This window comes from Roseixanthobacter liquoris (genome assembly GCF_043195135.2).
Classification (GTDB): domain Bacteria; phylum Pseudomonadota; class Alphaproteobacteria; order Rhizobiales; family Xanthobacteraceae; genus NCEH01.
The window spans coordinates 3833365-3854049 of record NZ_CM195537.1; the positions used below are offsets into that span (position 1 = coordinate 3833365).

Sequence of the window (20685 nt, forward strand, 5' to 3'; positions counted from 1 at the left end):
AAAGACGTTCACCCGATACCTCCGAGACGGAGCCCCTCCGACCCGGCTAGTCTTCTCCCGTCAGCGCCGCAATGCAACATGCAAAATTCAGGCCGCGAACGAAACTTGCGTCAAAATGCTGGCCATTCCCGGCCCTAAATCACTAACGCTTTGGCGCCGCTGGCGTTTCCTGTTTGACGCTGCCGGGCAGGATCAGGCTTTCCACGCGCCCGCCCTCGAAACGCGACACGCCTGTCGTCAAATCGACCGTCAGCTTCTGGCCACGAATGACATTGGGCCCCTGGGTCAGGATCACCGGCTTGCCGGTCAGCGTCACGGTGTTGCTCTTCACGTCGAACACGCCGATATCGCCGGTGGCGGTCTGGTCCTTGGTCTGCACCACGACGCCACCGGTCGCCTCCAGCCGGCGAATCTGGTTCGACTTACTCGGCTGGCCGTCCGCCGGAGCGGCGGAACCATCGTAGAAAACCAGCAATTGCGGGCTTCTCAGGGTGGTATCGCCCTGGGTGACCACCACGTTGCCGGCGAACACCGCGGTCTTTTCCTTGTCGCGCACTTCCAGCGTATTGGAATTGATCCGCACCGGCTCGTCGCGATTCTTGGCGAAGCCCTGGAGCGCGTTCGGAACATTGCTGCCCTGCGCCATTACAATCTGGGATTGCAGAAACAGCGCGGCGGCGCATGTCGCGGCCGCGACAAGGAGGCCGTAGAGACGGGTGCGGATCATCGCTTCTGGGTCGCTACAGGGGGGGCGGGGGTGACAGCGGGCACGGGCACGGCGGCGGGAGACGCGGCAGCCGGCGCCCCCGGCGCTGCGGGAGTGGACAGATTGGCCAGGCGGAAATCCAATTGCACGTTCCCTTCAAAAAAGGCGCGGGTTCCGCGATCGAACACCTTCATGCGGTCGGCCACGAGGCGCCCGTCCAGATAGGTCAGCAGCACCGGCTTGTCGGTTGTCAGCGAGCCGGCTTTCGCGTCCACATCCGCATCCTTGAGCACTCCGGCATAGCCGCCATTGGTGGCAAGGTCCACCCCGCCGCGCAGCATGATGAACTGCCGCTTCATATCCACCGTGCCGGTCGCCGATTTCACCGTCGCCCACCCCTTGTTCGCCAGTTCCATGCGGGCGGAAACCTGGGTGAGGTCCAGCACGTCCGTGTTGGTCAGGTCCTGCGAGGCGGTGGCGGCATTGACGGTATAGGCGCGATTGTCGTCGGTGAAGCCGGAGAGCTTCGGCTTCTCCATGGTGAGGCGCGTGCCGCTGAAATGCATCGCCCCCACTTCGAACGGCAGATCGATCTTCATGCCCAGCTGGGCGATCAAGGGAAAGGCGATCATCGCCACCAGCGCGACGATGAGCCCCACCGGCAACGCGCGCTTCACGAACCGCACGAAGGCGCTGTGGCGCTGGGCGCGGCGGAAGTCCGGCAGGGCGCGCGCGCCGTAGGTGCTGACCTGCGGCTGCGCGCTGCGGTGGGGCGTTGGCTGTTCGCTCATATCTCGCATTCTAACCGGCCGGCGGACGAACGGCATACCCCGCCGGAGCGACCAGCGCACGATGCCACACACCCGCCGGGATGCCGCGAAAGCCCCCGCTTCGCGCGTCCCATATGGGGACACATTGGGGTGCCGGCAAGGCGGGCGAAATGCGACCCGACCTCAGGAATGGGCGAAAATATCCTCTTCGGCCCAGCCGGCGAGATCCAGCGCCGCGCGGGCCGGCAGGAAGGTGAAACAGGCCTGCGCCAGCTCGGCCCGGCCGTCCCGCACCAGCATGGCCTCCAGCTTCGCCTTGCACTCGTGCAGATACAGCACGTCGGAAGCGGCGTAGGCCATCTGCGCTTCCGTGAGCTCGGCGGCGGCCCAATCGGAGCTCTGCTGCTGCTTGGAGAGATCCACGCCCACCAGCTCGCGCACCAGATCCTTCAGGCCGTGCCGGTCGGTATAGGTGCGCACGAGGCGCGAGGCGATCTTGGTGCAGAACACCGGCGCGGTGGTAACGCCGAAGGTGTGCTTCAGCACCGCGATGTCGAACCGGCCGAAATGGAACAGCTTGACCACCGCCGGATCGCTCAGCAGGCGCACCAGATTGGGCGCGCTCGCGGCGGTGGCGCCGGCGGGGATCTGGACCAGATCGGCGCTGCCGTCGCCGTTGGACAGCTGCACCAGGCACAGGCGGTCGCGATGCGGGTTGAGACCCAGCGTCTCGGTATCGATGGCGACGGTGGCGGCGGCCCGGAAGGAGGCCGGCAGGTCGCCGCGGTGCAGGCGGATGGTCATGGATGCGGCTTTTCGGATGGAAGGGATCTGACGGCTTCTAGCGGACGGCGTGCCCGCCGTCCAATTCGGGCCGGGACCTCCGCCGCCTTCCGAAGATGCCGGCACGGCGCGGCAGGATCGCCACAGGCCCGCGCCATTCGCGCGCCGCCCCGGGATTTTCCAGCCTGCTGTCAGGCCGGTGTAATATTTCACCGGAATTATGGAATTCGCACTGTCGCGACGTCGAATCTTGGTGTGAATGCGCGGACGCGGAGACCGACCGCCAAAGGTGCCGGACGGGTCCGCCGCGGAGCGCCGACGTGGCCCAACAGAGGCTGTGTCGATTGAGGGAGTGTGAGGGATCATGCGGGTGCGCGCTAAGATTATCGGTATCGCGGCCGGGCTGTTGAGCCTTGTGGCTTTTTCCACGCTGGCCGAGGCCCAGCAGGTGCCCCCGGGCAGCTACCTGTATTCCTGCCAGAAGGCGAAGATCGCGAACGGCATGCTCACGGCCTTCTGCCGCAACCAGCTCGGCGTTTCCGTGCCGGCGTTTCTCATGGTGGGTGGATGCGTGCCGGGCTCCGATATCGCCAATTCCAATGGCACGCTGACCTGCCGCGTCCGGGGCGCCGGAGGACCGGGCTATAATCCCGGTCCCGGCTACAATCCCGGTCCCGGCTACAACCCTGGACCCGGCTATAATCCTGGACCCGGCTATAATGGCGGTGGCCGCGGCCCCGGGCCGGTGCCGCAGGGCTCGTACCTGGCCTCCTGTCGCGACGTCAACATGGCCGGCGGCACGCTGAACGCGCTGTGCCGCGATCAACGGGGAGGATGGCGCGAAACCAGCATCTTCCCGAGCCTGTGCCGAGGCCGCGACATCGCCAACATCAACGGGCAGTTCGCCTGCCGCTGACCGACCACACGCCCGCGCCGGTCAGCGTGCCTTTGCGCTGGCCGGCGCGCGCTCCGGACAAGGAACACCCGATGCCGATGCTTGTGCGGCTTTTCTCCGCCGCGATTCTGCTCGTCGCCGTCGCTGCGGGGCCGGCCCTCGCGCAGGTTCGGCAGGGCAGCTATCTCGCCACCTGCACGAATGTGCGCGAGGTCGCCGGCTGGCTGAAGGCCACCTGCCAGACTCGCTCGGGGCACTGGGTAGAGGCAACCACCGCCGTCGGCTGGTGCGCGCAAGGCAGCGACATCGCCAATGAGGATGGCCGGCTCGTGTGCAAAACCTCGTCCAGCTTCGGCCCCTCGGCCGGCCTCGACGCCGAGCCGGCCCCGCCCGGTTCCTACAGGGCGACTTGCCGCGATATCCGCATGTTCGCCGGCTGGCTGAAGGCCAGCTGCCAGGATTCGCGCGGCCGCTGGGTGGATGCCACCACGGCGGCGAGCTGGTGCACCGCCGGGCGCGACATCGCCAATATCGACGGCCGCCTGACCTGCCGGTGAGGCTGGCGCGGCCCTCCCGGAGGGGCCGTCGCCGCCTTTACAGACGTTTTCGATGGCCTTGCCCCTCCCCCGCGCACGGGAGAGGGAACGCATTGCGGGCGCGCCTCAGCGCTTGAGGCTCTTCACGTCGCGCACCGCCCCGCGCGCGGCGGAGGTGGTGAGCGCCGCATAGGCCTGGAGCGCCTGGGAGACGATACGGGTGCGGGCCGCCGGCTTCCAGGCAGCATCGCCCTTGGCTTCCATGGCGGCGCGGCGATGGGCGAGCACCTCGTCCGACACAGCGAGATGGATGCGGCGGTTGGGGATGTCGATCTCGATGATATCGCCTTCCTCGACCAGGCCGATGGCGCCGCCCTCGGCGGCTTCCGGCGAGACATGGCCGATGGAGAGGCCCGACGAGCCGCCCGAGAACCGCCCGTCCGTGACCAGCGCGCACACTTTCCCGAGGCCCTTCGACTTCAGGTAGGAGGTCGGATAAAGCATTTCCTGCATGCCCGGTCCGCCGCGCGGCCCCTCATAGCGGATCAGCACGATATCGCCTGCCACCACCTTGCCGTTGGCGAGAATGGCTTCCACCGCCGCGTCCTGGCTCTCGAAGATGCGCGCCGGCCCGGAGAAGGTGAGCGAGGCCGCGTCCACGCCGGCCGTCTTCACGATGCAGCCTTCTTCCGCGATGTTGCCATAGAGCACCGCAAGGCCGCCGTCCTTGGAATAGGCGTGCTCGAAATCGCGGATCACGCCCTTTTCCCGGTCGATGTCGAGATCGTCCCACCGGCGCGACTGGCTGAAGGCCACCTGCGTCGGCACGCCGCCGGGGGCGGCGCGATAGAAGGTCTGCACGCTTTCCGAGGCGGTGCGCATCACGTCCCAGCGGTCCAGCGCCTCGCCGATGGTCGGGGCATGCACGGTCGCCTGGTCGGCGTGGATCAGGCCGGCCCGATCCAGCTCGCCGAGAATGGCCATGATGCCGCCGGCGCGGTGCACATCCTCCACATGGATATTGGCAACCGCCGGAGCGACCTTGCACAGCACGGGGACGCCGCGCGAAAGGCGGTCGATGTCGGCCATGGTGAAGGGCACTTCGCCTTCGTTGGCCGCGGCGAGCAGATGCAGCACGGTATTGGTGGAACCGCCCATGGAGATGTCCAGCGTCATGGCGTTCTCGAACGCCTTGAAGGTGGCGATGTTGCGCGGCAGGACCCCGGCGTCGTCCTGCTCGTAATAGCGGCGCGCCAGATCGACGATGAGATGGCCCGCTTCCACGAACAGGCGCTCGCGATCGGCATGGGTGGCGAGCACGGAGCCGTTGCCCGGCAGCGCGAGGCCCAGCGCTTCCGTGAGGCAGTTCATGGAATTGGCCGTGAACATGCCCGAGCAGGAGCCGCAGGTGGGGCACGCGGAGCGCTCCATCACCTTCACGTCTTCGTCGGAGACGCGGCTGTCGGCGGCGTAGACCATGGCGTCGATCAGGTCGACCGACTTCTTCTCGCCGGTGGAGAGGATCACCTTGCCGGCTTCCATCGGGCCGCCGGAGACGAACACCACCGGAATGTTGAGCCGCATGGCGGCCATCAGCATGCCCGGCGTGATCTTGTCGCAATTGGAGATGCAGACCATGGCGTCGGCGCAGTGCGCGTTCACCATGTATTCCACGCTGTCGGCGATGATCTCGCGCGAGGGCAGGGAATAGAGCATGCCATCGTGGCCCATGGCGATGCCGTCGTCCACGGCGATGGTGTTGAACTCCTTGGCGACGCCGCCCGCCTTCTCGATCTCGCGCGCCACCAGCTGGCCGAGGTCCTTCAGATGGACGTGGCCGGGCACGAACTGCGTGAAGGAATTCACCACCGCGATGATGGGCTTGCCGAAATCGCCGTCCTTCATGCCGGTGGCACGCCAGAGGCCCCGGGCGCCGGCCATGTTGCGGCCGTGGGTGGAAGTGCGGGAACGATAGGCAGGCATGTCCTCTTACCTTTTATATCCGCGTCAGGGGTGACCTGCGCAACATTGTGACCGCCCTTTTAGAGCGAATTCAGGCTGAACGGAATTCTTTCGCCGCGAGGGCTGCCCTCTCGGCCATGCGTTCAGGGCATCGGTGACGCTTATTTCCGACCGAGACGGGAACGCTTGCCGCCGCCCGCCGTTGTTTATGCAAGTTCACCAAGCGAAAGGAATATCCCATGGGCAGCACCAGCGACAAGATCAAGGGCACTGCGAACGAAGCCATCGGCAATGCCAAGCAGGGCGTGGGCAAGGCGGTCGGAAACGAGCGCCTCCAGGCCGAGGGCAAGGTGCAGGAAATCAAGGGCGAAGGCCAGCAGGCCATGGGCAAGGCCAAGGACGCGGTGAAGGACACCGTCAACCGCAACCTGTGATTCTCCCCGTTTGGTGACGCGCGGCCGGGCGATTCCCATCGTCCGGCCGCGCGCCGTTGAGCAGGCCGCATCGATTTCTGCAGAATCCGCAGAAGATTTCCCCTGTTCGACGGGCAGGGGAAAATCTTTGTAGCCATCTATACTTCCCACGGCGTCATCAATCAGTCGCCGTTACGTCACCTGCCATTGGTAACAAGGCCGCCTCTCCTTCCGTTGAGGCATATGGCCATGCGCTCGTCCTTGCTCGCGATTTCGCTGACCCTGCTTTCCCTTCCGGCAATCGCCGACCAGGAATTCCCCGCCACCCTGGATGCGCAGGCCGTTCTGCCGGCGGCGACCTTTGTTCCCGCGCCGGCCGACGCGCCCGCGGACCTGAAGACCTCCGGCAAGTTCGCCGCCCCCGGCGGCAAGCGCGTCGAGGCGGCGGAGACCGTGCCGGGCATGGACGGCGCCCGCGCCACCGGCCTGTCGTTTCCGTTCAAGGGGCAGGCGGTTCAGGGCTTCTCCGGCATCAAGGTCATGCCCGACGGCACCTTCTGGATCATCACGGACAACGGCTTCGGCTCGAAGGCGAACTCGCCGGACGCCATGCTCATGGCCAATGGTTTCAAGGTGGATTGGAAGACCGGCGCGGTTGAGCGCATCGAGGGCATCTTCCTCGCCGACCCCGACAAGAAGGTGCCGTTCCGCATCGCCGAGGAAGGCACGGACAAGCGCTATCTCACCGGCTCGGATTTCGACGTCGAATCCTTCCAGCTCATCGGCGACAAGATCTGGATCGGCGAGGAGTTCGGCCCCTACCTCATCCGCACCGACAAGGCCGGCAAGGTGGAAGCCGTGTTCGAAACCCAAGTGGACGGCAAGCCGGTTCGCTCGCCCGACCATTTCGCCGTGACGACGCCCGCCGTGCCCGACGGCAAGGTGGTGTTCAACACCCGCCGCTCCAAGGGCTTCGAGGGCATGGCCGCCTCCAAGGACGGCAAGTTCCTCTATGCCCTGCTGGAAGGCCCCATGTGGGACGCCCAGGCCGGCGCCTTTGAGACCGAGGGTGGCAAGGAATATCTGCGGATCGTCGAGTTCGACGTGGCGGGCGAGAAATGGACCGGCCGCTCCTGGAAATATCCGCTCGAAGTGAACGGCAACGCCATCGGCGACTTCAACATGGTGGATGCCACCACCGGCCTGATCATCGAGCGCGACAATGGCGAGGGCACCGCCGAAAAGGCCTGTCCCGCCGGCCAAAAGGGCCCGGATTGCTTCGAGGCCATCGCCAAGTTCAAGCGCGTCTACAAGATCGAGCTGACCGACGCGAATGCCGGCGGCGCGGTGCGCAAGATCGGCCATATCGACCTGATGAACATCAAGGACCCGGCCGGCAAGGCGAAGCAGGGCACGAAGGACGGGGTCTTCACCTTCCCCTTCTTCACCATCGAGAATGTGGACGTGATCGACGCCACCCATATCGTGGTCGGCAACGACAATAACCTGCCCTTCTCGGCCGGTCGCCAGACCAACAAGACCGACGACAACGAACTGATCCTGCTCGAGGTCGGCGACTTCCTCAAAGCCCGCTGAGCGCCGATCCATCCACGCTATCGAGGAGAGCCGCCCCCCGGGGCGGCTTTTCGCGTTTCGCACGATGCGCCACGGCCCTCGCGATGCGCCACAAACGCGCTATTGACCGTCCGGCAGGCGGAACGCCCTGTTCAAGCGGCACCGGCTTGGCTATTTCTCCCCTGACCCTGCCGCCGCGAGGAATTGTCCCAAGATGCGCGCCATTCTCGATGTGATCCTGCTCGTTCTGCAACTCTACACCTGGGTGCTCATCATCGCCGCGGTGCTGTCCTGGCTGCTCGCCTTCAATGTGGTGAACGCCTACAACCCGGTGGTCCGAAACATCGGGGAGTTCATCTACCGCATCACCGAGCCGCTGCTCGCGCCGCTGCGCAGCATCCTGCCCTCGCTCGGCGGGCTCGACCTTTCGCCGATGGTGCTGATCCTCATCATCATCTTCATCGAGCGGGTGATCGGGCTCTATATCTATCCCTACGTCTTCTGACGGCCGTGGCCGTCTTCCAGGCCCATGCCGGCGGGCTTGACGTGAGCGTGCGCGCAACTCCCAAGGGCGGGCGCGATGCGCTGGACGGGATCGTCACCCTGTCCGACGGGCGCGAAGTGCTGAAAATCCGCGTGCGCGCCGCCCCCGAGGATGGGGCGGCGACGCAAGCCGTCGCCCGGGTGCTCGCCAAGGCGGCCGGCGTCGCCGTCTCGCGGGTCGCACTGGTGTCCGGGGCGACCGCGCGTTTGAAGGTCTTCCGCATCACGGGCGATGCGGCCTCTCTCGAAGCGGCGCTGGCGCGCGCCGTCTCGCAGAGCTGAGCATTACGCGCCCACAAACTCCCCGCGCATGGGCGTGAACACGTCGATCAGCACGCCAGGCTCGATGCAGACGGCGGAATGGTGCACGTCGGACGGCACATAGAAGCTGTCGCCGGCCGAAAGCCGCGCGGTGCGCCCGTCGATGGTGATGTCGAACACGCCGCTTTCCACGCTCGTCACCTGCACATGGGGATGGTTGTGCGGCACCCCGCCGGGGCCGGGCCGGGTGAAAATCACCCGCACCACCATGATCTCGTCGTTATAGGTGAGGATCTGGCGCTGGACGACCTCGTCCACCACCTCGACCGGAATCTCGGCGGCGAAGGCGAACACCGCGCCCTTTTCCTGCGACATGACACGCTCCTTCCGAACCGGCGCCGGGAGCGCGCGGCTCCATCCATGGCCCGTCAATGGTTTAAAACGTTTTAGCGTGTCGTCCGCCCGCCATCCACCGCCAGCACCACGCCGTGCACATGATTGGCGGGGGGCGCGGACGGCCGCGCGCCGGGTCAGCCGATGCGCGGCGCCGCGATCTCCGCCATCGCAGAGAGAGCGGCGCAGGGCCCAGGCGGCGCGTGCCGCCCTATCCTGGAGGGCGAGGGGCGGAAGGTGTCGCTCCCACCCAGCTCGCAATCGGCTTTGAAGGGAAGGATCTCTCCGCCAATGCCGACCATCATCGTCACCGCCGCGAAACGCAAAAAGGTGCCGTCTTGCCCCCAGCGCACAAGCCCATGCGCCCCACCGCGCGCTGTATTGACATGATGATATGCTAGTATATTAGCAAAGAAAAAGCGCCCCCCGGGATGCGTCCAGGGGAAACGCCGCTCACGCCTCGGGGAGACAGCGAACGTGGCCACGGCACGCGGGACGACCCGGCAGAAGGGGGCGAGACTTGCCGGCCCCGGCAGGAGCATGCGGGCGATTCCCGCTTCCGCCCGCATCCATGGCGTGCTGCGCGATCAGATCGTCGGCATGGAGATCGCCCCCGGCGCGCTGCTTCAGGAAAAGCAGATCGCGCTTGCATGTGGGGTCAGCCGGACACCGGTCCGCGAGGCGCTGCTGAAGCTCGCGGACGAGCGGCTCGTGGATATCTTCCCCCAATACGGCACATTCGTCTCGCGCATCTCCGTTCCCGCCATGCGCGACGCCATGATGATCCGCGAGGCGCTGGAGCGCGCCGCCGTGCGCGCTGCGGCGGCATGCGCGCGCGCAGACGACATCGCCGCCCTGCGCGGCCTGCTGGTGGAGCAGCACGCGCTGCACGAGGCCGGCCGTCTCGCCGCTTTCCATGCCGCCGACGAAGCCTTCCACCAGACGATTTCGGAAATCGCGGGCCATCCCAATCTGTGGCGCGTGGTGCGACAGGAAAAGGCCCATGTGGACCGCTGCCGCATCCTCGCCCTGCCCGAGCCGGGCCGGCGGGCCGTGGTGCTGTCCGACCATGCCGCCATCGTCGAGGCCATCGCCTCCGGCGATCCGGATGCGGCGGAGAAGGCGATGCTCGCCCATCTCGGAAAGGTGCTGCCTTCGGTGGCGGCACTGGTGGAGGCCCATCCCACCTATTTTGAGGAATCGCTACTCGCGCCGGAACCGCCTCCGCCCAGCGAACCGGACGCCACGGCGCCTTGCGAGCTGGACCCGCCGGAGCCCACGGCGCGCCGGAGCAAGGCCGCCGCCACCAGGAAAAGGACCTCATAGCCCATGCCGCGCGCCCCGCTTCGCGCGGGCCGCCGACTTTCAGACGTCTTCTCAAGGCCCAGCGCGGCAGCGTCCGCCGGTCTCTTTCCCCAGGAGCCTTTCATGACAGAGACACAGCTTGCCCTTCCCGTCTTTCCCGATCTCAAGGGCAAGGCGGTGCTCATCACCGGCGCCAGCACCGGGCTCGGTGCTGCGGCCGCCGAGGGTTTCGGCCGCAGCGGCGCGCGCGTGGCGGTGCATTACAACGCCAGCCGCGACAAGGCCGAGCAGGTGGCCGAGCGCGTGCGCGCGGCCGGTGGCGAAGCGGTGCTGGTGGGCGGCGACGTCACCCGCCGCGAGGCGCCCGCGGCCATCCTCGCCGCCACGCTGGAGGCGTTCGGTGCCCTGGACGTGCTGGTGAACAATGCCGGCGGCCTCGTGAAGCGGGTGCCGATCGGCGAATATAGCGACGCGCTTTATGACGCCGTGCTCGATCTCAACGTCCGGCACGTGGTGGCGTTCATGCACCAGGCGGTGCCGCTGATGCTCGCCCAGGGACGCGGGGGGTCGATCATCAATGTCTCGTCCATCGCCGCACGCCACGGCGGCGCGGGCGGATCGGTGCTCTACGCGGCGGCCAAGGGCTTCATCTCCACCGCCACGCACGGCTGGGCGAAGGAGCTGGCGCAGACCGGAATCCGTGTGAACGCGGTATCCCCGGGTGTGATCGAGACCCCCTTCCACGATCGCTATTCCACACCGGCGCAGATGGCCGCCATGCAGGCCACCATTCCCATGGGCCGGCTGGGCGTGCCGGACGAATGCGTCGGCACCTTCCTCTATCTCGCATCGGCGGCCGCGAGCGGCTATGTGACCGGGCAGGTGGTGGAGGTGAACGGCGGCCAATACATGCCGTGATGCACGCCGTGACCGCGCGCGGCGGCTGCGGCCCCTACCGGGCCGGCAGCAGCCGCGCGGTGCGCAGGGCGTCAAGGTCGCGCGATCCGGTGCAGAAGCAGGCGATGCGCAATTGCGCGATGATCACCTCGAAATGCGCGACCACGGCCTCGCTCGAAAGGACGGCGGCGGACAGCACTCCCGCCGCCTGGCCCGCCAGGTTCGCGCCGAGGCGGATCGCCTTCGCCACGTCCACGCCGTCCTTCAACCCGCCGGAGGCGATCAGGGGCACCCGCGGACAGGCCGCGCGCACCGCGGCGAGCGCATGCGCGGTGGGAATGCCCCAGCCGGCGAATGCGGCGGCGACGGCGCGCTGGGCCCCCGTGCCGCGCTCGCCTTCCACCAGCGCCCAGTTGGTGCCGCCGGCACCCGCGACATCGATGGCGGCGACGCCGTTATCCACAAGCCGGTGCGCGAGATCGGACGAGATCCCGAAGCCGACTTCCTTCACAATCACGGGAGCCCGCAGGGTGCGCGCCAGCTCACCGATCTTCTCCAGCAGCCCCCGCCAGTCGCGGTCGCCGCCGGCCTGGATTGCCTCTTGAAGCGGATTGAGATGCAGGATCAGGGCGTCCGCCTCGACCATGTCGACCGCGCGGCGGGCCTCCTCCAGCCCGTATCCGCGCACCAGCTGGGCCGCCCCGAGATTGGCGAACAGGGGAATGTCCGGCGCGATCCGGCGCAGCCCGGAATCGAGCCCAGCCGCCGGTCCACCCTCCAGCACCACGCGCTGGGAGCCGACGCCGAGCGCGATGCGCAGGTGCTGCGCCGCTTCCGCCAGATGCCGATTGATCAGCCCGGCCGCCGCCGGTCCGCCGGTCATCGAAGAAATAAGCAGAGGCGCCGCGAGCGGACGGGAAAGGAACGTCGTCGCGAGATCCACATCGTCGAGATGCAGTTCAGGCAACGCCCGGTGCTCGAAAATCAGGCTTTCAAAGCCGGATTTCGCACTGGATAAGGCACGCCCATCCGCCATCACAATGTCTATATGGTCTTGCTTGCGGCGCTGGATCTCGCTTTCCGCGTTCATCGCGTGAATCTCTTCTGCTTGACAGCAAGCCGCCTTCAAGGGTTCTAAGGTCTGATCTAACATCATGCAAGCGCATGGAATCTGCCGAGCCCGCCCTTCAGGGGCCACGCGGGCGGAAGAGCGAGGAAGGGCCGGCCTGATGACCCACGGCAAATCCCGGGACGGCGAAGTGCTGCATGCCGTCGAGGGCGGGTCGGCGGCGGTGGTCGCGGCCGAGCGTTCGCCGGACCTGAGCTATCTGCGTTCGGTCGTGGATCGCCGCCTGGGCCTGCTGCTGCCGACCACGGCGTCCAATCCCGCGACGTTGCACGCCGCCATGCGCCACATCCTGCTGGCACCGGGCAAGCGGCTGCGTCCGCTGCTCGCCATGTCGGCGGCGCTGCGGCTCGGGGCGGACGAACATGCGGTGCTGGATTGCGGCTGCGCGCTGGAAATGATCCATGCCGCATCGCTCATCATCGACGATCTGCCCTGCATGGACGACGCCAAGCTGCGACGGAACCAGCCGGCCACCCATGTGCAGTTCGGCGAGGACGTGGCGGTGCTTGCGGCGATATCCTTGCTGACCCGCGCCTATGGCGTGGTCGCCGCCTCCCCCGCCGTGCCCGCGCCGGCGCGGATGGAGATTCTCGCCATCTACACCAATGCGGTCGGCTCCCTCGGCCTGTGCGGCGGGCAGTTTGACGATTTGCGCCCGGTGCCGGGACGCAGCCTCGCCGCCACCGAGGACGTCAACCGCCGCAAGACCGGCCTGTTGTTCACCGCCGCGGTGGAGGCCGCGAGCCTGGTGCATGAGGCCCGCGCGGAGGATCGGGAGGCGCTGCGCGATTTCGCCAATCACGTGGGCCGCGCCTATCAGATCCTCGACGACCTGCTGGATGTGCAGTCCTCCACCGCCGCGCTCGGCAAGGATGTCGGCAAGGACGAGGGCAAGGCCACCGTCGTCGCCTCGCTCGGCGCCTCGCGCGCGGCGGGACTTCTGGACAGCCATCTGCGCGGCGCGGCGGAGGCCTCCGACCGCATGTCCAGGCGCAGCGAGGGCGCCGACCCGCTGCGCGACTTCCTGCGTCACGCCTTCGGCGGCCTGCCGGGCGTCATTTTGCCGTGACCTTCTCCGCCCTGTCACGGCCCGCCGTCGGCCACGCCCCGGCGGCCGCGCGCGGGGCACGGGTGCTGGAAATGGCCCATGTCAGCGCCAGCTATGGCGCCCGCGCGGTGCTGCGCGATGCCTCGCTCGCGGTTTCGGCGGGCGAGATCACGGTCCTGCTCGGCCCCAACGGCGCCGGCAAGACGACCCTGATCCGCGCCGTCTGCGGGCGCCTGCGGCCCGATCACGGGACCGTCCGGGTCAAAGGCCATGCCGCCCATCTGAGCGAGGCGCGCCGGCGCATCGGCCTGGTGCCGCAGGAGCTGGCGCTCTACCCGAGCCTCACGGTGCGGGAAAATCTGGAGATCTTCGCCCGCCTCTCCGGCATGCCGCGTGCCGGCATCGCCGGGCGGGTTGGCGCCGTCATGGAAGCCGCCGGGGTGGCCGGGCGGGCGAACGAGCGCATCGACCGCCTGTCCGGAGGCTGGAAGCGCCGGGCCAATGTCGCTGCCGCCCTGGTGGGGGAACCGGCGCTGCTGGTGCTGGACGAGCCAACCGTGGGCGTCGACCGCGAAGCGCTCGCCGGCTTCGCCGATCTGCTGCGCGCGCTCGCGGCTGCCGGGCTCGCGGTGCTGATCGTGACGCACGACCTGGAGCAGGCGGCGGTGGTTGGAGACCGCGTCGCCATTCTGGTGAACGGGCATGTGGCGCTGGAGGGACCGATGCACGATCTCGTGGCGCGACGCTTCGGCGGGGCACGCCGGGTAGAATTGCGGTGGTCGCACCCGCCCGATGGCGACACACGCGCCCATCTCGCCGCCCTCGCCCTCAAAAGCGATGTCACCGGCTCCGTCTTCGCCGGTGGCCTTGCGGCCGGAACGGGCGCGCTCGCCGATCTGCTGCTCACCCTCGAGCAGCGACAGGTGATGCCGCGCGAGGTCTCCGTGCGCGAGCCGGACCTGGCGGCGCTCTATGCCGATGTGCTCGCCGAGGCCGCGCGATGATCTGCGCCATCATGAAGGCCATGGGCCTCACCTTGCTGCGCGACAAGGGCGCGCTGGTGATGACCTTCCTTCTGCCGCCGCTGATGTTCCTGGTGTTCGCCGCGGTCTTCACAGGGGTGAGCGGCGACGATGCGCCGGTGAAGGCCGCGCTCGCCGATGTCTCCGGCAGCGAGGGCGGCCATGCGCTGTTCCTGGCGCTACATAATGCCCCGCTGGTGAAGGCGATGCCGGTCAGGGACGAGGCGGCCGTGCGCGATGCCGTGCGCTCGGGCGGCGCCGATGCCGGGCTGGTGATCGTCTCCGATCCGTCGGCGGGCGGCAATGCGGCGCCGCTCTTGATCCTCGCCGATCCCGGCCGGGCGGCGGCGGCGGGATTGCTGATGGCCCACGTGCAAAGCGTCATTTCCGAGCGCCTGCCACAGATCGGGCTGAAGCGGCTCGGCGCGCAGATGCAATCCATTATCGGCGCCTTCACGCCGGAGCAGACCGAGCAGTTCGACCTTGCCCTGGAGGCGAGCGCGGAAAGCCTCGCCAAGGGCGAGAAGCCGCGCGGCGGCGATTTCTTCGCGCGGCAGACGGTGGATGCGCTGAAGGCCCTGCCCGCCGTCACCTATTATGCCGGCGCCATCGCGGTGCTGTTCCTGCTGTTTTCCTCGGTGCAGGGCGCGGCCTCGCTGGTGGAGGAGCGCCGCTCCGGCATCTTCGACCGCATCATCATGATGCCCGGCGGCACCGGCGTGATGGTGCTCGGCAAGTTCGCCTTCATCACCCTGCAAGGCGTGGTGCAGGTGGCGCTTCTGTTCGCGGTGGCGTCGCTGGTCTACGGGGTCGCCGTGCTGCCGCATTTCGGCACCTGGATCGCCACCACATTCGCCGCGGCGGCGGCCGCCTCGAGCCTCGCCCTGGCCCTGGCCTCGGCGGCGCGCACGCGCCAGCAGGCGCAGACCCTCTCCACCTTCGCCGTGCTGATGCTCTCCGCGATCGGGGGCAGCATGGTGCCCCGCTTCCTCATGCCCGCATGGCTGCAAGCCGCCGGATGGGTCACTCCCAATGCCTGGGTGATCGAGGCCTATCAGGACAGCCTGTGGCGGGGCGCCGCATTCGGCGAACTGGCGCCTGCGCTGTTCGTTCTTATTTGCTATGCTGGCGTCGGGCTTGTGGCCAGCTTGGTGCTTGCGCGGCGCCATGTGCGGCTTGGCTGAGGCGCGGCGGCGGCACGCCGGCCGTCGTTCCGAAGGCCGGGCTTGAGAATGATCCTTGAGGCAGAACAAGGCGCGCGCCCGCTTTTTGCTCGCATCGTGCAGCCAAATGTTGCACCCGCGTCCCACGGGATCCCGCTTGTGCCTGCAACCGGCTCCAGCATCCGGGCGGGCGTCCCGAACCTGAGTTTTTGAACCATGACCATCGCCTTGAATACGCTGATCGTCCTCGTCACCGTCGCCATCATGGAAGGCGTCGCCTGGGCGGCACATAAATACATCATGCACGGCTGGGGCTGGGGCTGGCATCGCTCCCACCACGAGCCGCACGAGGATGTGTTCGAGCGCAACGACCTCTATGCGGTCGTGTTCGCCCTGCTTGCCATCGGCCTGATCATCTATGGATCAAACGGCTTCGGCCCGCTCTATTGGGTGGGCGTGGGCATGACGGTCTACGGCTTCCTGTATTTCTTCGTGCATGACGGGCTGACCCACCAGCGCTGGCCGTTCCGCTATGTGCCGCGCAACGGTTATCTGAAGCGCCTGGTGCAGGCGCACCGGCTGCATCATGCGGTGGACGGCAAGGAGGGCTGCGTCTCCTTCGGCTTCCTCTATGCCCAGCCGGTGCAGAAGCTGCGCGACCAATTGCGTGAAACCCATGGCGGTTCGCTGAAGAACCTGGACACCCGTTCGTGAGTCTCGCGCGGTCCGAACGGACGGGGGAAAAATCGCGCCGTCCGCGCGCGCCGAGCGCGGCGGCGGTGGAGATGAAGCGTGCCTATGCCCGCCAGGGCGCCATCGGCCTTGCCCTCGCGGCGCTGGTCATGGGCGGCTGGCTGGCCGGGCACATTTTCGGCGTGTTCTTCCTGCGCCTCGCGCCGCCGGACATCTACGCCGCACCGCTGGTGATCGCGCTCCAGACCTGGCTCGACGTGGGCCTGTTCATCATCGCGCACGATTGCATGCACGGGTCGCTCGCGCCGTTCCGGCCGAAGATCAACCTCTGGGTGGGCCGGATCGCGCTCGGCCTCTATGCGGCCTTCAGCTACGACCGGCTGCTGCCCAAGCACCACGACCATCACCGCCATTCCGGCACGATGGACGATCCCGATTTCGACGCCGACCATCCAGACCGCTTCTGGCCCTGGTTTCTGCGCTTCATGCGCACCTATTTCGGCTGGCGGGAATTTGCCATCCTGACGGTGGTGCTGGCGATCTATATCCTGGTGATCGGCGCACCTGTGGTGAACGTGCTGCTGTTCTGGGCGCTACCGGCGCTGCTCTCGGCGCTGCAATTGTTCTATTTCGGCACCTACCTGCCCCATCGCCACGGCGAGCCGGGATTCGCCGACACGCACAATGCCCGCAGCAATGAATTCGGCTATGCGCTGTCGCTGCTGACCTGCTTCCATTTCGGCTATCACCACGAGCACCATGAGGCGCCCTTCGTCCCGTGGTGGCGGCTGCCGAAATATCGGCGGGAAAATGCAGCGGGGCGCGGCTGAGAGGTTCGCCCTATCCCCGCCTCGCCCCCACCGCCGAGACGATGAGATCCGCCGCCTCGCGAACGCCGCCGCTGGCGGCGATCTCGGCCTGGATCCGCCGCGCGGCGATCGCATAAGCGGGGTCGGACAGGACGACGCCGAGCGCCTCCCCCACCCGCCGCGCCGATGCCTTCTTGGCCGGGAAGATGCGCGCGACGCCGCTATAGAGCAGACGCGCGGATATCCCCGGCTGCTCGAAGGCGATTGGCATGGCCACCAAGGGCACGCCCAGGCTCAGCGCATCCATCACCGTGTTGAAACCGGCATGGATCACCGCCGCCTTGCAATGGGCGAGCACCTGGCGCTGCGGCACGAACGCCCGCACCACGGGATCGCCCGGGAGCGCCCGGGCCGCCTCATCGCTCAAGAGCCCGCCGTGTGCGAGCACGAGCCGCACGTTCAGCTTCTGCGCGGCCTGCGCCACCGCCTGGAACAGATCCGCCCGCGCGCCCTGCAAGGTGCCGAGCGAACAAAACACCAGGGGACGCCCGTCCCCATACAGATCGAAATCCAGGCTGGCATCCGCATCCGGTGTGCGGAACGGGCCGCAATAATGGAAGTGCGGCGGCAGTTCGCTGCGCGGGAAATCCAGCCCCTTCACGCATTGCGCCACCTGCAGGAGGGGCGAAAACCCCTGGTCCGCCAGCGGATCGAGCCCAAAGGCTTCGGCGTGGCGCGCCACCACCTTGGCCATGGGCTTCATGAGAAAATCGGTGACGCGCCAGCCGCCCTCGCTCCACCACCGCCCCTTCTCCGTGGGATCGTAGGGCCAGTCCACGAACGGCGGCGGCACGCCGATCTCGCGGTTGAGCGGCAGGGCCGTGGCGGTGGAGACGAACGGCAGCTTGAGATGGCGCGCCACCAGGGCGCCGGCGGCTTCCGTCTGGTCGGCGATCACCGCGTCGATGCCCTCGGCGCGGAAGGCCGCCGGCAGGTCGCGGCACAGCATGTCGGTGATGTCGGCGGTCTCGCGGATGACCCGCAGCAGGCCGAGCGGCCCGGTGGGATTGGCGAGCGTATCGAGATGGGCCTTCAGCGCCCCCGCGGGATGGCTCGAAAGCCCCACGGCGCAAAATCCCACCGGCATGCCGCGCACCATCTCGGCCGCGTCGGCCATGTGGAAGAAGGTGACGCGATGGCCGCGCGCGACCAGATCGCGCGACAGTGCCATGAGAGGGTTGTAATGGCCCGAGAGCGGCGGCGCGACGACGGCGAAATGTAGGGAGGTCATGCCGGGCGGGTCCACAGCGTTTTCGGGCGGGAAATCTCTGCGGAGGCGACGCGCGACAGCGCCGCCTGCACCGCGCCCGAGGCGGCGAAGGCGATCTTCTCCCCTTTGGTGGTGGAGCGCCGCTCGTCCCAGGCGCGGGGGCCAGCCGCGCGCACCTTGGTGCCGATGGCGCGATACACCGCCCGCGCGGTCGCGATCGCGCAGGCCGAGCGGAACGGCAGCGCCCGCACGCCGATCAGCGCGGAGTCATAATAAGGCTCGGCGAGATCCAGCAGGCGCGCCACCACGTCCGCCACCCTCTGCCGGTTCTCAGGCAAAGCGACTTCGTCCGGCTCCACCCCGCCCGCCCGCAGCCAGTCGGCCGGCAGATAGACCCGGCCGATGCCGGCGTCCTCCACCACGTCGCGGGAAATATTGGTGAGCTGGAAGGCCAGGCCGAGGTCGCAGGCGCGATGGAGCACCTCCTCGTCCCGCGCGCCCATGATGAGCGCCATCATCACGCCGACCACCCCGGCCACGTGGTAGCAATAGGACAGCGTGTCCTCGACGGTCTCGTATCTGCGGTCCTCCACGTCCATGCGGAAGCCCTCCAGCAGATCGAGGGGATAGCGCTCGGGAATATCGTTGCGGCGGATCACCTCGGCGAAGGCGGCGAAGGCGGGATGCGCGGACGGCAGGCCGCGATAGGCGCGGTGCGTCTCCTCATAGAGCCCGTCCAGACGCGCCTGTGCGCTCTCGGTGCCCACCACCCGCCCGTGGCCGAGATCCTGCCCGTCCACCACATCGTCGCAATGCCGGCACCAGGCGTAGAGCATCACGGCGTCCGCCCGCGTGCGCGGGTCGAACAGCTTGGCCGCCGCCGCGAAACTCTTCGAGCCCTTGGCGATGGCCGCTTCGCTCGCGGTGAGAACCTCGCTCACGCCCGGGCCTCCTTCGAAGAACCCGCCCGTTCCACGGAGAGCGTGGGAAAATCGCCGATGATCAGGCCGGCGGTGGCCTTGGCCGAGCCGACCACGCCCGGCACGCCCGCACCCGGATGGGTGCCGGCGCCGACGATATAAAGGTTCGGAATCTTGTCGTCGCGATTGTGCGGCCGGAACCAGGCCGATTGCGTCAGCAGCGGCTCCACCGAGAAGGCCGAGCCCATGTGGGCGTTCAGTTCGTCACGGAAGCCGAACGGCGTGAGGATGCGGCTCGTCACCAGATCCGCCTTGAGGCCGGGCAGCAGGCGGGCTTCCAGATAATCGAGGATGCGGTCGCGATATTTCGGGCCTTCCACGTCCCAGTCGATATCCGCCTTGCCGAGATGGGGCACGGGGGAAAGCACGTAGAAGCCCGTGCAGCCTTCCGGCGCGAGGCTCGGATCGGAGACGGTGGGGGCGTGCAGATAGAGGGAGAAATCCTCCGGCAGACCGGGACCGGCGAAGATTTCGTCGATCAGCCCGCGATAGCGCGGCCCGAACAGCACCGTGTGGTGCTGGAGATGGTCATAAGTGCGTTTGGTGCCGAAATAGATGACGAACAGCGACATGGAATGGCGCATCTTGCCGAGCCGCTTGCCCTCGGCCTTCCCCCGAGGGGTGTTGCGGAGCAGATTGGCATAGGTGTGCACCACGTCCGCATTGGAGGCGACGAGGTCGAATTTCGTGACGCTGCCGTCGGCCATGCGCACGCCGGTGGCGCGCCCGTTCTCAATCAATATCTCGTCCACGGGCGCGGAGAGCTTCAGCGTGCCGCCGAGATCCTCGAACAGGCGCACCATGCCCCCCACCAGGGCGCCGGTGCCGCCGCGCGGGAAGAATACGCCCCATTTGCGTTCCAGCGCGTGGATCAGCGCATAGATGGAAGAGGTGGCGAAGGGATTGCCGCCCACCAGCAGCGAGTGGAACGAGAACGCCTCGCGCAGGTGCTCGTCCTTGATGAAGCGCGAAACCATCGCATAGACGCTGTTCCAAGCTTCCAGCCGCATGAGCTGCGGCGCGGCGCGGATCATGTCCTTGAACGAGAGGAAGGGCACGGCGCCGAGCTTGATGTAGCCCTCCTCGAACACCGCCTTGGAATAGGCCAGGAAGCGTCGGTAGCCCTCCACGTCGACCGGAGACCGGGCGGCGATCTGCCGGTCGAGGCCCTCCTGATCGTTCACATAGTCGAACTGGGCGCCGTCGCTCCACAGCAGGCGGTAGAAAGGCGAGATGGAGATCAGCTCCACATAGTCGGAGAGCTTGCGGCCGGCGATCTCGAACAGCTCCTCGAGCGCGCTCGGATCGGTGATGACCGTCGGCCCGCCGTCGAAGGTGAAGCCCTGATCCTCGTAGACATAGGCGCGGCCGCCGGGCTTGTCGCGCTTCTCATAGAGCGTGACGTCGAAGCCGGCCGCCTGAAGGCGGATCGCGAGCGAAAGGCCGCCGAAGCCGGAGCCGATGACCGCCGCCTTGCGGTGGCCGTGGGGGTGCGTCTTCGTCAGCATCATGGCAGGCGGGACCCGTGTTTC

The 20685-nt window shown here is 67.6% G+C and carries 22 protein-coding genes; 13 read left to right on the forward strand and 9 right to left on the reverse strand.

Annotation, left to right across the window (positions count from 1 at the left end; genetic code table 11):
• Window positions 1-142: 142 nt before the first annotated feature.
• The 3 genes from V5F84_RS17305 to V5F84_RS17315 all read right to left on the reverse strand — a co-directional run bounded on the left by V5F84_RS17305 (window position 143) and on the right by V5F84_RS17315 (window position 2280).
• On the reverse strand, window positions 143-727 hold the full coding sequence (locus V5F84_RS17305) for an LptA/OstA family protein (RefSeq protein ID WP_394041356.1): 585 nt from the start codon (window positions 725-727) through the stop codon (window positions 143-145).
• Entirely contained in the window at window positions 724-1497 is a 774-nt protein-coding gene (locus V5F84_RS17310; protein ID WP_394041357.1) for a hypothetical protein, read from the reverse strand. Before V5F84_RS17310 ends, V5F84_RS17305 begins: the two co-directional genes overlap by 4 nt.
• Window positions 1498-1659: 162 nt before the next feature.
• Entirely contained in the window at window positions 1660-2280 is a 621-nt protein-coding gene (locus V5F84_RS17315) for a ribonuclease D (protein WP_394041358.1), read from the reverse strand.
• 349 nt (window positions 2281-2629) lie between these two features.
• Between V5F84_RS17315 and V5F84_RS17320 the strand changes: the two genes are divergently transcribed.
• Both V5F84_RS17320 and V5F84_RS17325 read left to right on the forward strand, forming a co-directional pair.
• On the forward strand, window positions 2630-3175 hold the full coding sequence (locus V5F84_RS17320; protein WP_394041359.1) for a hypothetical protein: 546 nt from the start codon (window positions 2630-2632) through the stop codon (window positions 3173-3175).
• A 71-nt stretch (window positions 3176-3246) separates the two neighbouring features.
• Window positions 3247-3711 (forward strand): CVNH domain-containing protein, encoded by a 465-nt coding sequence (locus V5F84_RS17325; RefSeq protein ID WP_394041360.1) that lies wholly within the window; start codon window positions 3247-3249, stop codon window positions 3709-3711.
• Between the two features lie 105 nt (window positions 3712-3816).
• Here V5F84_RS17325 and ilvD read toward each other — a convergent pair whose 3' ends face one another.
• A complete protein-coding gene (ilvD, locus tag V5F84_RS17330; protein ID WP_394041361.1) occupies window positions 3817-5673 on the reverse strand; it encodes a dihydroxy-acid dehydratase in 1857 nt (618 codons plus the stop codon).
• Between the two features lie 218 nt (window positions 5674-5891).
• Between ilvD and V5F84_RS17335 the strand changes: the two genes are divergently transcribed.
• The 4 genes from V5F84_RS17335 (at window position 5892) to V5F84_RS17350 (ending at window position 8465) form a co-directional block, all read left to right on the forward strand.
• The gene (locus V5F84_RS17335; protein WP_394041362.1) at window positions 5892-6086 is read left to right on the forward strand and encodes a CsbD family protein; all 195 of its coding nucleotides are present in this window, start codon (window positions 5892-5894) and stop codon (window positions 6084-6086) included.
• 228 nt (window positions 6087-6314) lie between these two features.
• Complete coding sequence (locus V5F84_RS17340; protein ID WP_394041363.1) at window positions 6315-7661, forward strand: esterase-like activity of phytase family protein; 1347 nt, start codon at window positions 6315-6317, stop codon at window positions 7659-7661.
• A 193-nt stretch (window positions 7662-7854) separates the two neighbouring features.
• Window positions 7855-8145: a YggT family protein gene (locus V5F84_RS17345; RefSeq protein WP_394041364.1), complete on the forward strand. Its 291-nt coding sequence runs from the start codon at window positions 7855-7857 to the stop codon at window positions 8143-8145.
• Between the two features lie 5 nt (window positions 8146-8150).
• Window positions 8151-8465 (forward strand): DUF167 family protein, encoded by a 315-nt coding sequence (locus V5F84_RS17350; protein ID WP_394041365.1) that lies wholly within the window; start codon window positions 8151-8153, stop codon window positions 8463-8465.
• Between the two features lie 3 nt (window positions 8466-8468).
• Here the strand turns inward: V5F84_RS17350 and V5F84_RS17355 are convergent, their stop codons facing one another.
• Window positions 8469-8819, reverse strand: coding sequence for a cupin domain-containing protein (locus V5F84_RS17355; protein ID WP_394041366.1), 351 nt, complete (start codon window positions 8817-8819; stop codon window positions 8469-8471).
• 495 nt (window positions 8820-9314) lie between these two features.
• Here V5F84_RS17355 and V5F84_RS17360 point away from each other — a divergent pair, with 495 nt between their 5' ends.
• Complete coding sequence (locus V5F84_RS17360; RefSeq protein WP_394041367.1) at window positions 9315-10163, forward strand: GntR family transcriptional regulator; 849 nt, start codon at window positions 9315-9317, stop codon at window positions 10161-10163.
• 102 nt (window positions 10164-10265) lie between these two features.
• The gene (locus tag V5F84_RS17365; RefSeq protein WP_394041368.1) at window positions 10266-11060 is read left to right on the forward strand and encodes an SDR family NAD(P)-dependent oxidoreductase; all 795 of its coding nucleotides are present in this window, start codon (window positions 10266-10268) and stop codon (window positions 11058-11060) included.
• A 34-nt stretch (window positions 11061-11094) separates the two neighbouring features.
• Here the strand turns inward: V5F84_RS17365 and fni are convergent, their stop codons facing one another.
• Complete coding sequence (fni, locus tag V5F84_RS17370) at window positions 11095-12129, reverse strand: type 2 isopentenyl-diphosphate Delta-isomerase (RefSeq protein ID WP_394041369.1); 1035 nt, start codon at window positions 12127-12129, stop codon at window positions 11095-11097.
• A gap of 139 nt (window positions 12130-12268) precedes the next feature.
• Between fni and V5F84_RS17375 the strand changes: the two genes are divergently transcribed.
• The 5 genes from V5F84_RS17375 to V5F84_RS17395 all read left to right on the forward strand — a co-directional run bounded on the left by V5F84_RS17375 (window position 12269) and on the right by V5F84_RS17395 (window position 16924).
• Window positions 12269-13237, forward strand: a complete 969-nt coding sequence (locus tag V5F84_RS17375; RefSeq protein ID WP_394041370.1) for a polyprenyl synthetase family protein — start codon at window positions 12269-12271, stop codon at window positions 13235-13237.
• Window positions 13234-14220 carry an ABC transporter ATP-binding protein gene (locus V5F84_RS17380; RefSeq protein WP_394041371.1) on the forward strand — a complete coding sequence of 329 codons (987 nt, stop codon included), beginning with the start codon at window positions 13234-13236 and terminating at the stop codon, window positions 14218-14220. Before V5F84_RS17375 ends, V5F84_RS17380 begins: the two co-directional genes overlap by 4 nt.
• Window positions 14217-15422, forward strand: a complete 1206-nt coding sequence (locus V5F84_RS17385; protein WP_394041372.1) for an ABC transporter permease — start codon at window positions 14217-14219, stop codon at window positions 15420-15422. Before V5F84_RS17380 ends, V5F84_RS17385 begins: the two co-directional genes overlap by 4 nt.
• 195 nt (window positions 15423-15617) lie before the next feature.
• Complete coding sequence (locus V5F84_RS17390) at window positions 15618-16115, forward strand: sterol desaturase family protein (protein ID WP_394041373.1); 498 nt, start codon at window positions 15618-15620, stop codon at window positions 16113-16115.
• Window positions 16112-16924 carry a fatty acid desaturase gene (locus V5F84_RS17395; RefSeq protein WP_394041374.1) on the forward strand — a complete coding sequence of 271 codons (813 nt, stop codon included), beginning with the start codon at window positions 16112-16114 and terminating at the stop codon, window positions 16922-16924. Before V5F84_RS17390 ends, V5F84_RS17395 begins: the two co-directional genes overlap by 4 nt.
• 10 nt (window positions 16925-16934) lie before the next feature.
• Here V5F84_RS17395 and V5F84_RS17400 read toward each other — a convergent pair whose 3' ends face one another.
• From V5F84_RS17400 to V5F84_RS17410, 3 genes are read right to left on the reverse strand one after another with little or no spacing between them, the layout of a single operon-like run.
• Window positions 16935-18194 (reverse strand): glycosyltransferase, encoded by a 1260-nt coding sequence (locus V5F84_RS17400; protein ID WP_394041375.1) that lies wholly within the window; start codon window positions 18192-18194, stop codon window positions 16935-16937.
• Complete coding sequence (locus V5F84_RS17405) at window positions 18191-19114, reverse strand: phytoene/squalene synthase family protein (RefSeq protein ID WP_394041376.1); 924 nt, start codon at window positions 19112-19114, stop codon at window positions 18191-18193. The genes V5F84_RS17400 and V5F84_RS17405 overlap by 4 nt, the downstream gene beginning before the upstream one ends.
• Window positions 19111-20664: a phytoene desaturase gene (locus tag V5F84_RS17410; protein ID WP_394041377.1), complete on the reverse strand. Its 1554-nt coding sequence runs from the start codon at window positions 20662-20664 to the stop codon at window positions 19111-19113. Before V5F84_RS17410 ends, V5F84_RS17405 begins: the two co-directional genes overlap by 4 nt.
• Between the last annotated feature and the right edge of the window lie 21 nt (window positions 20665-20685).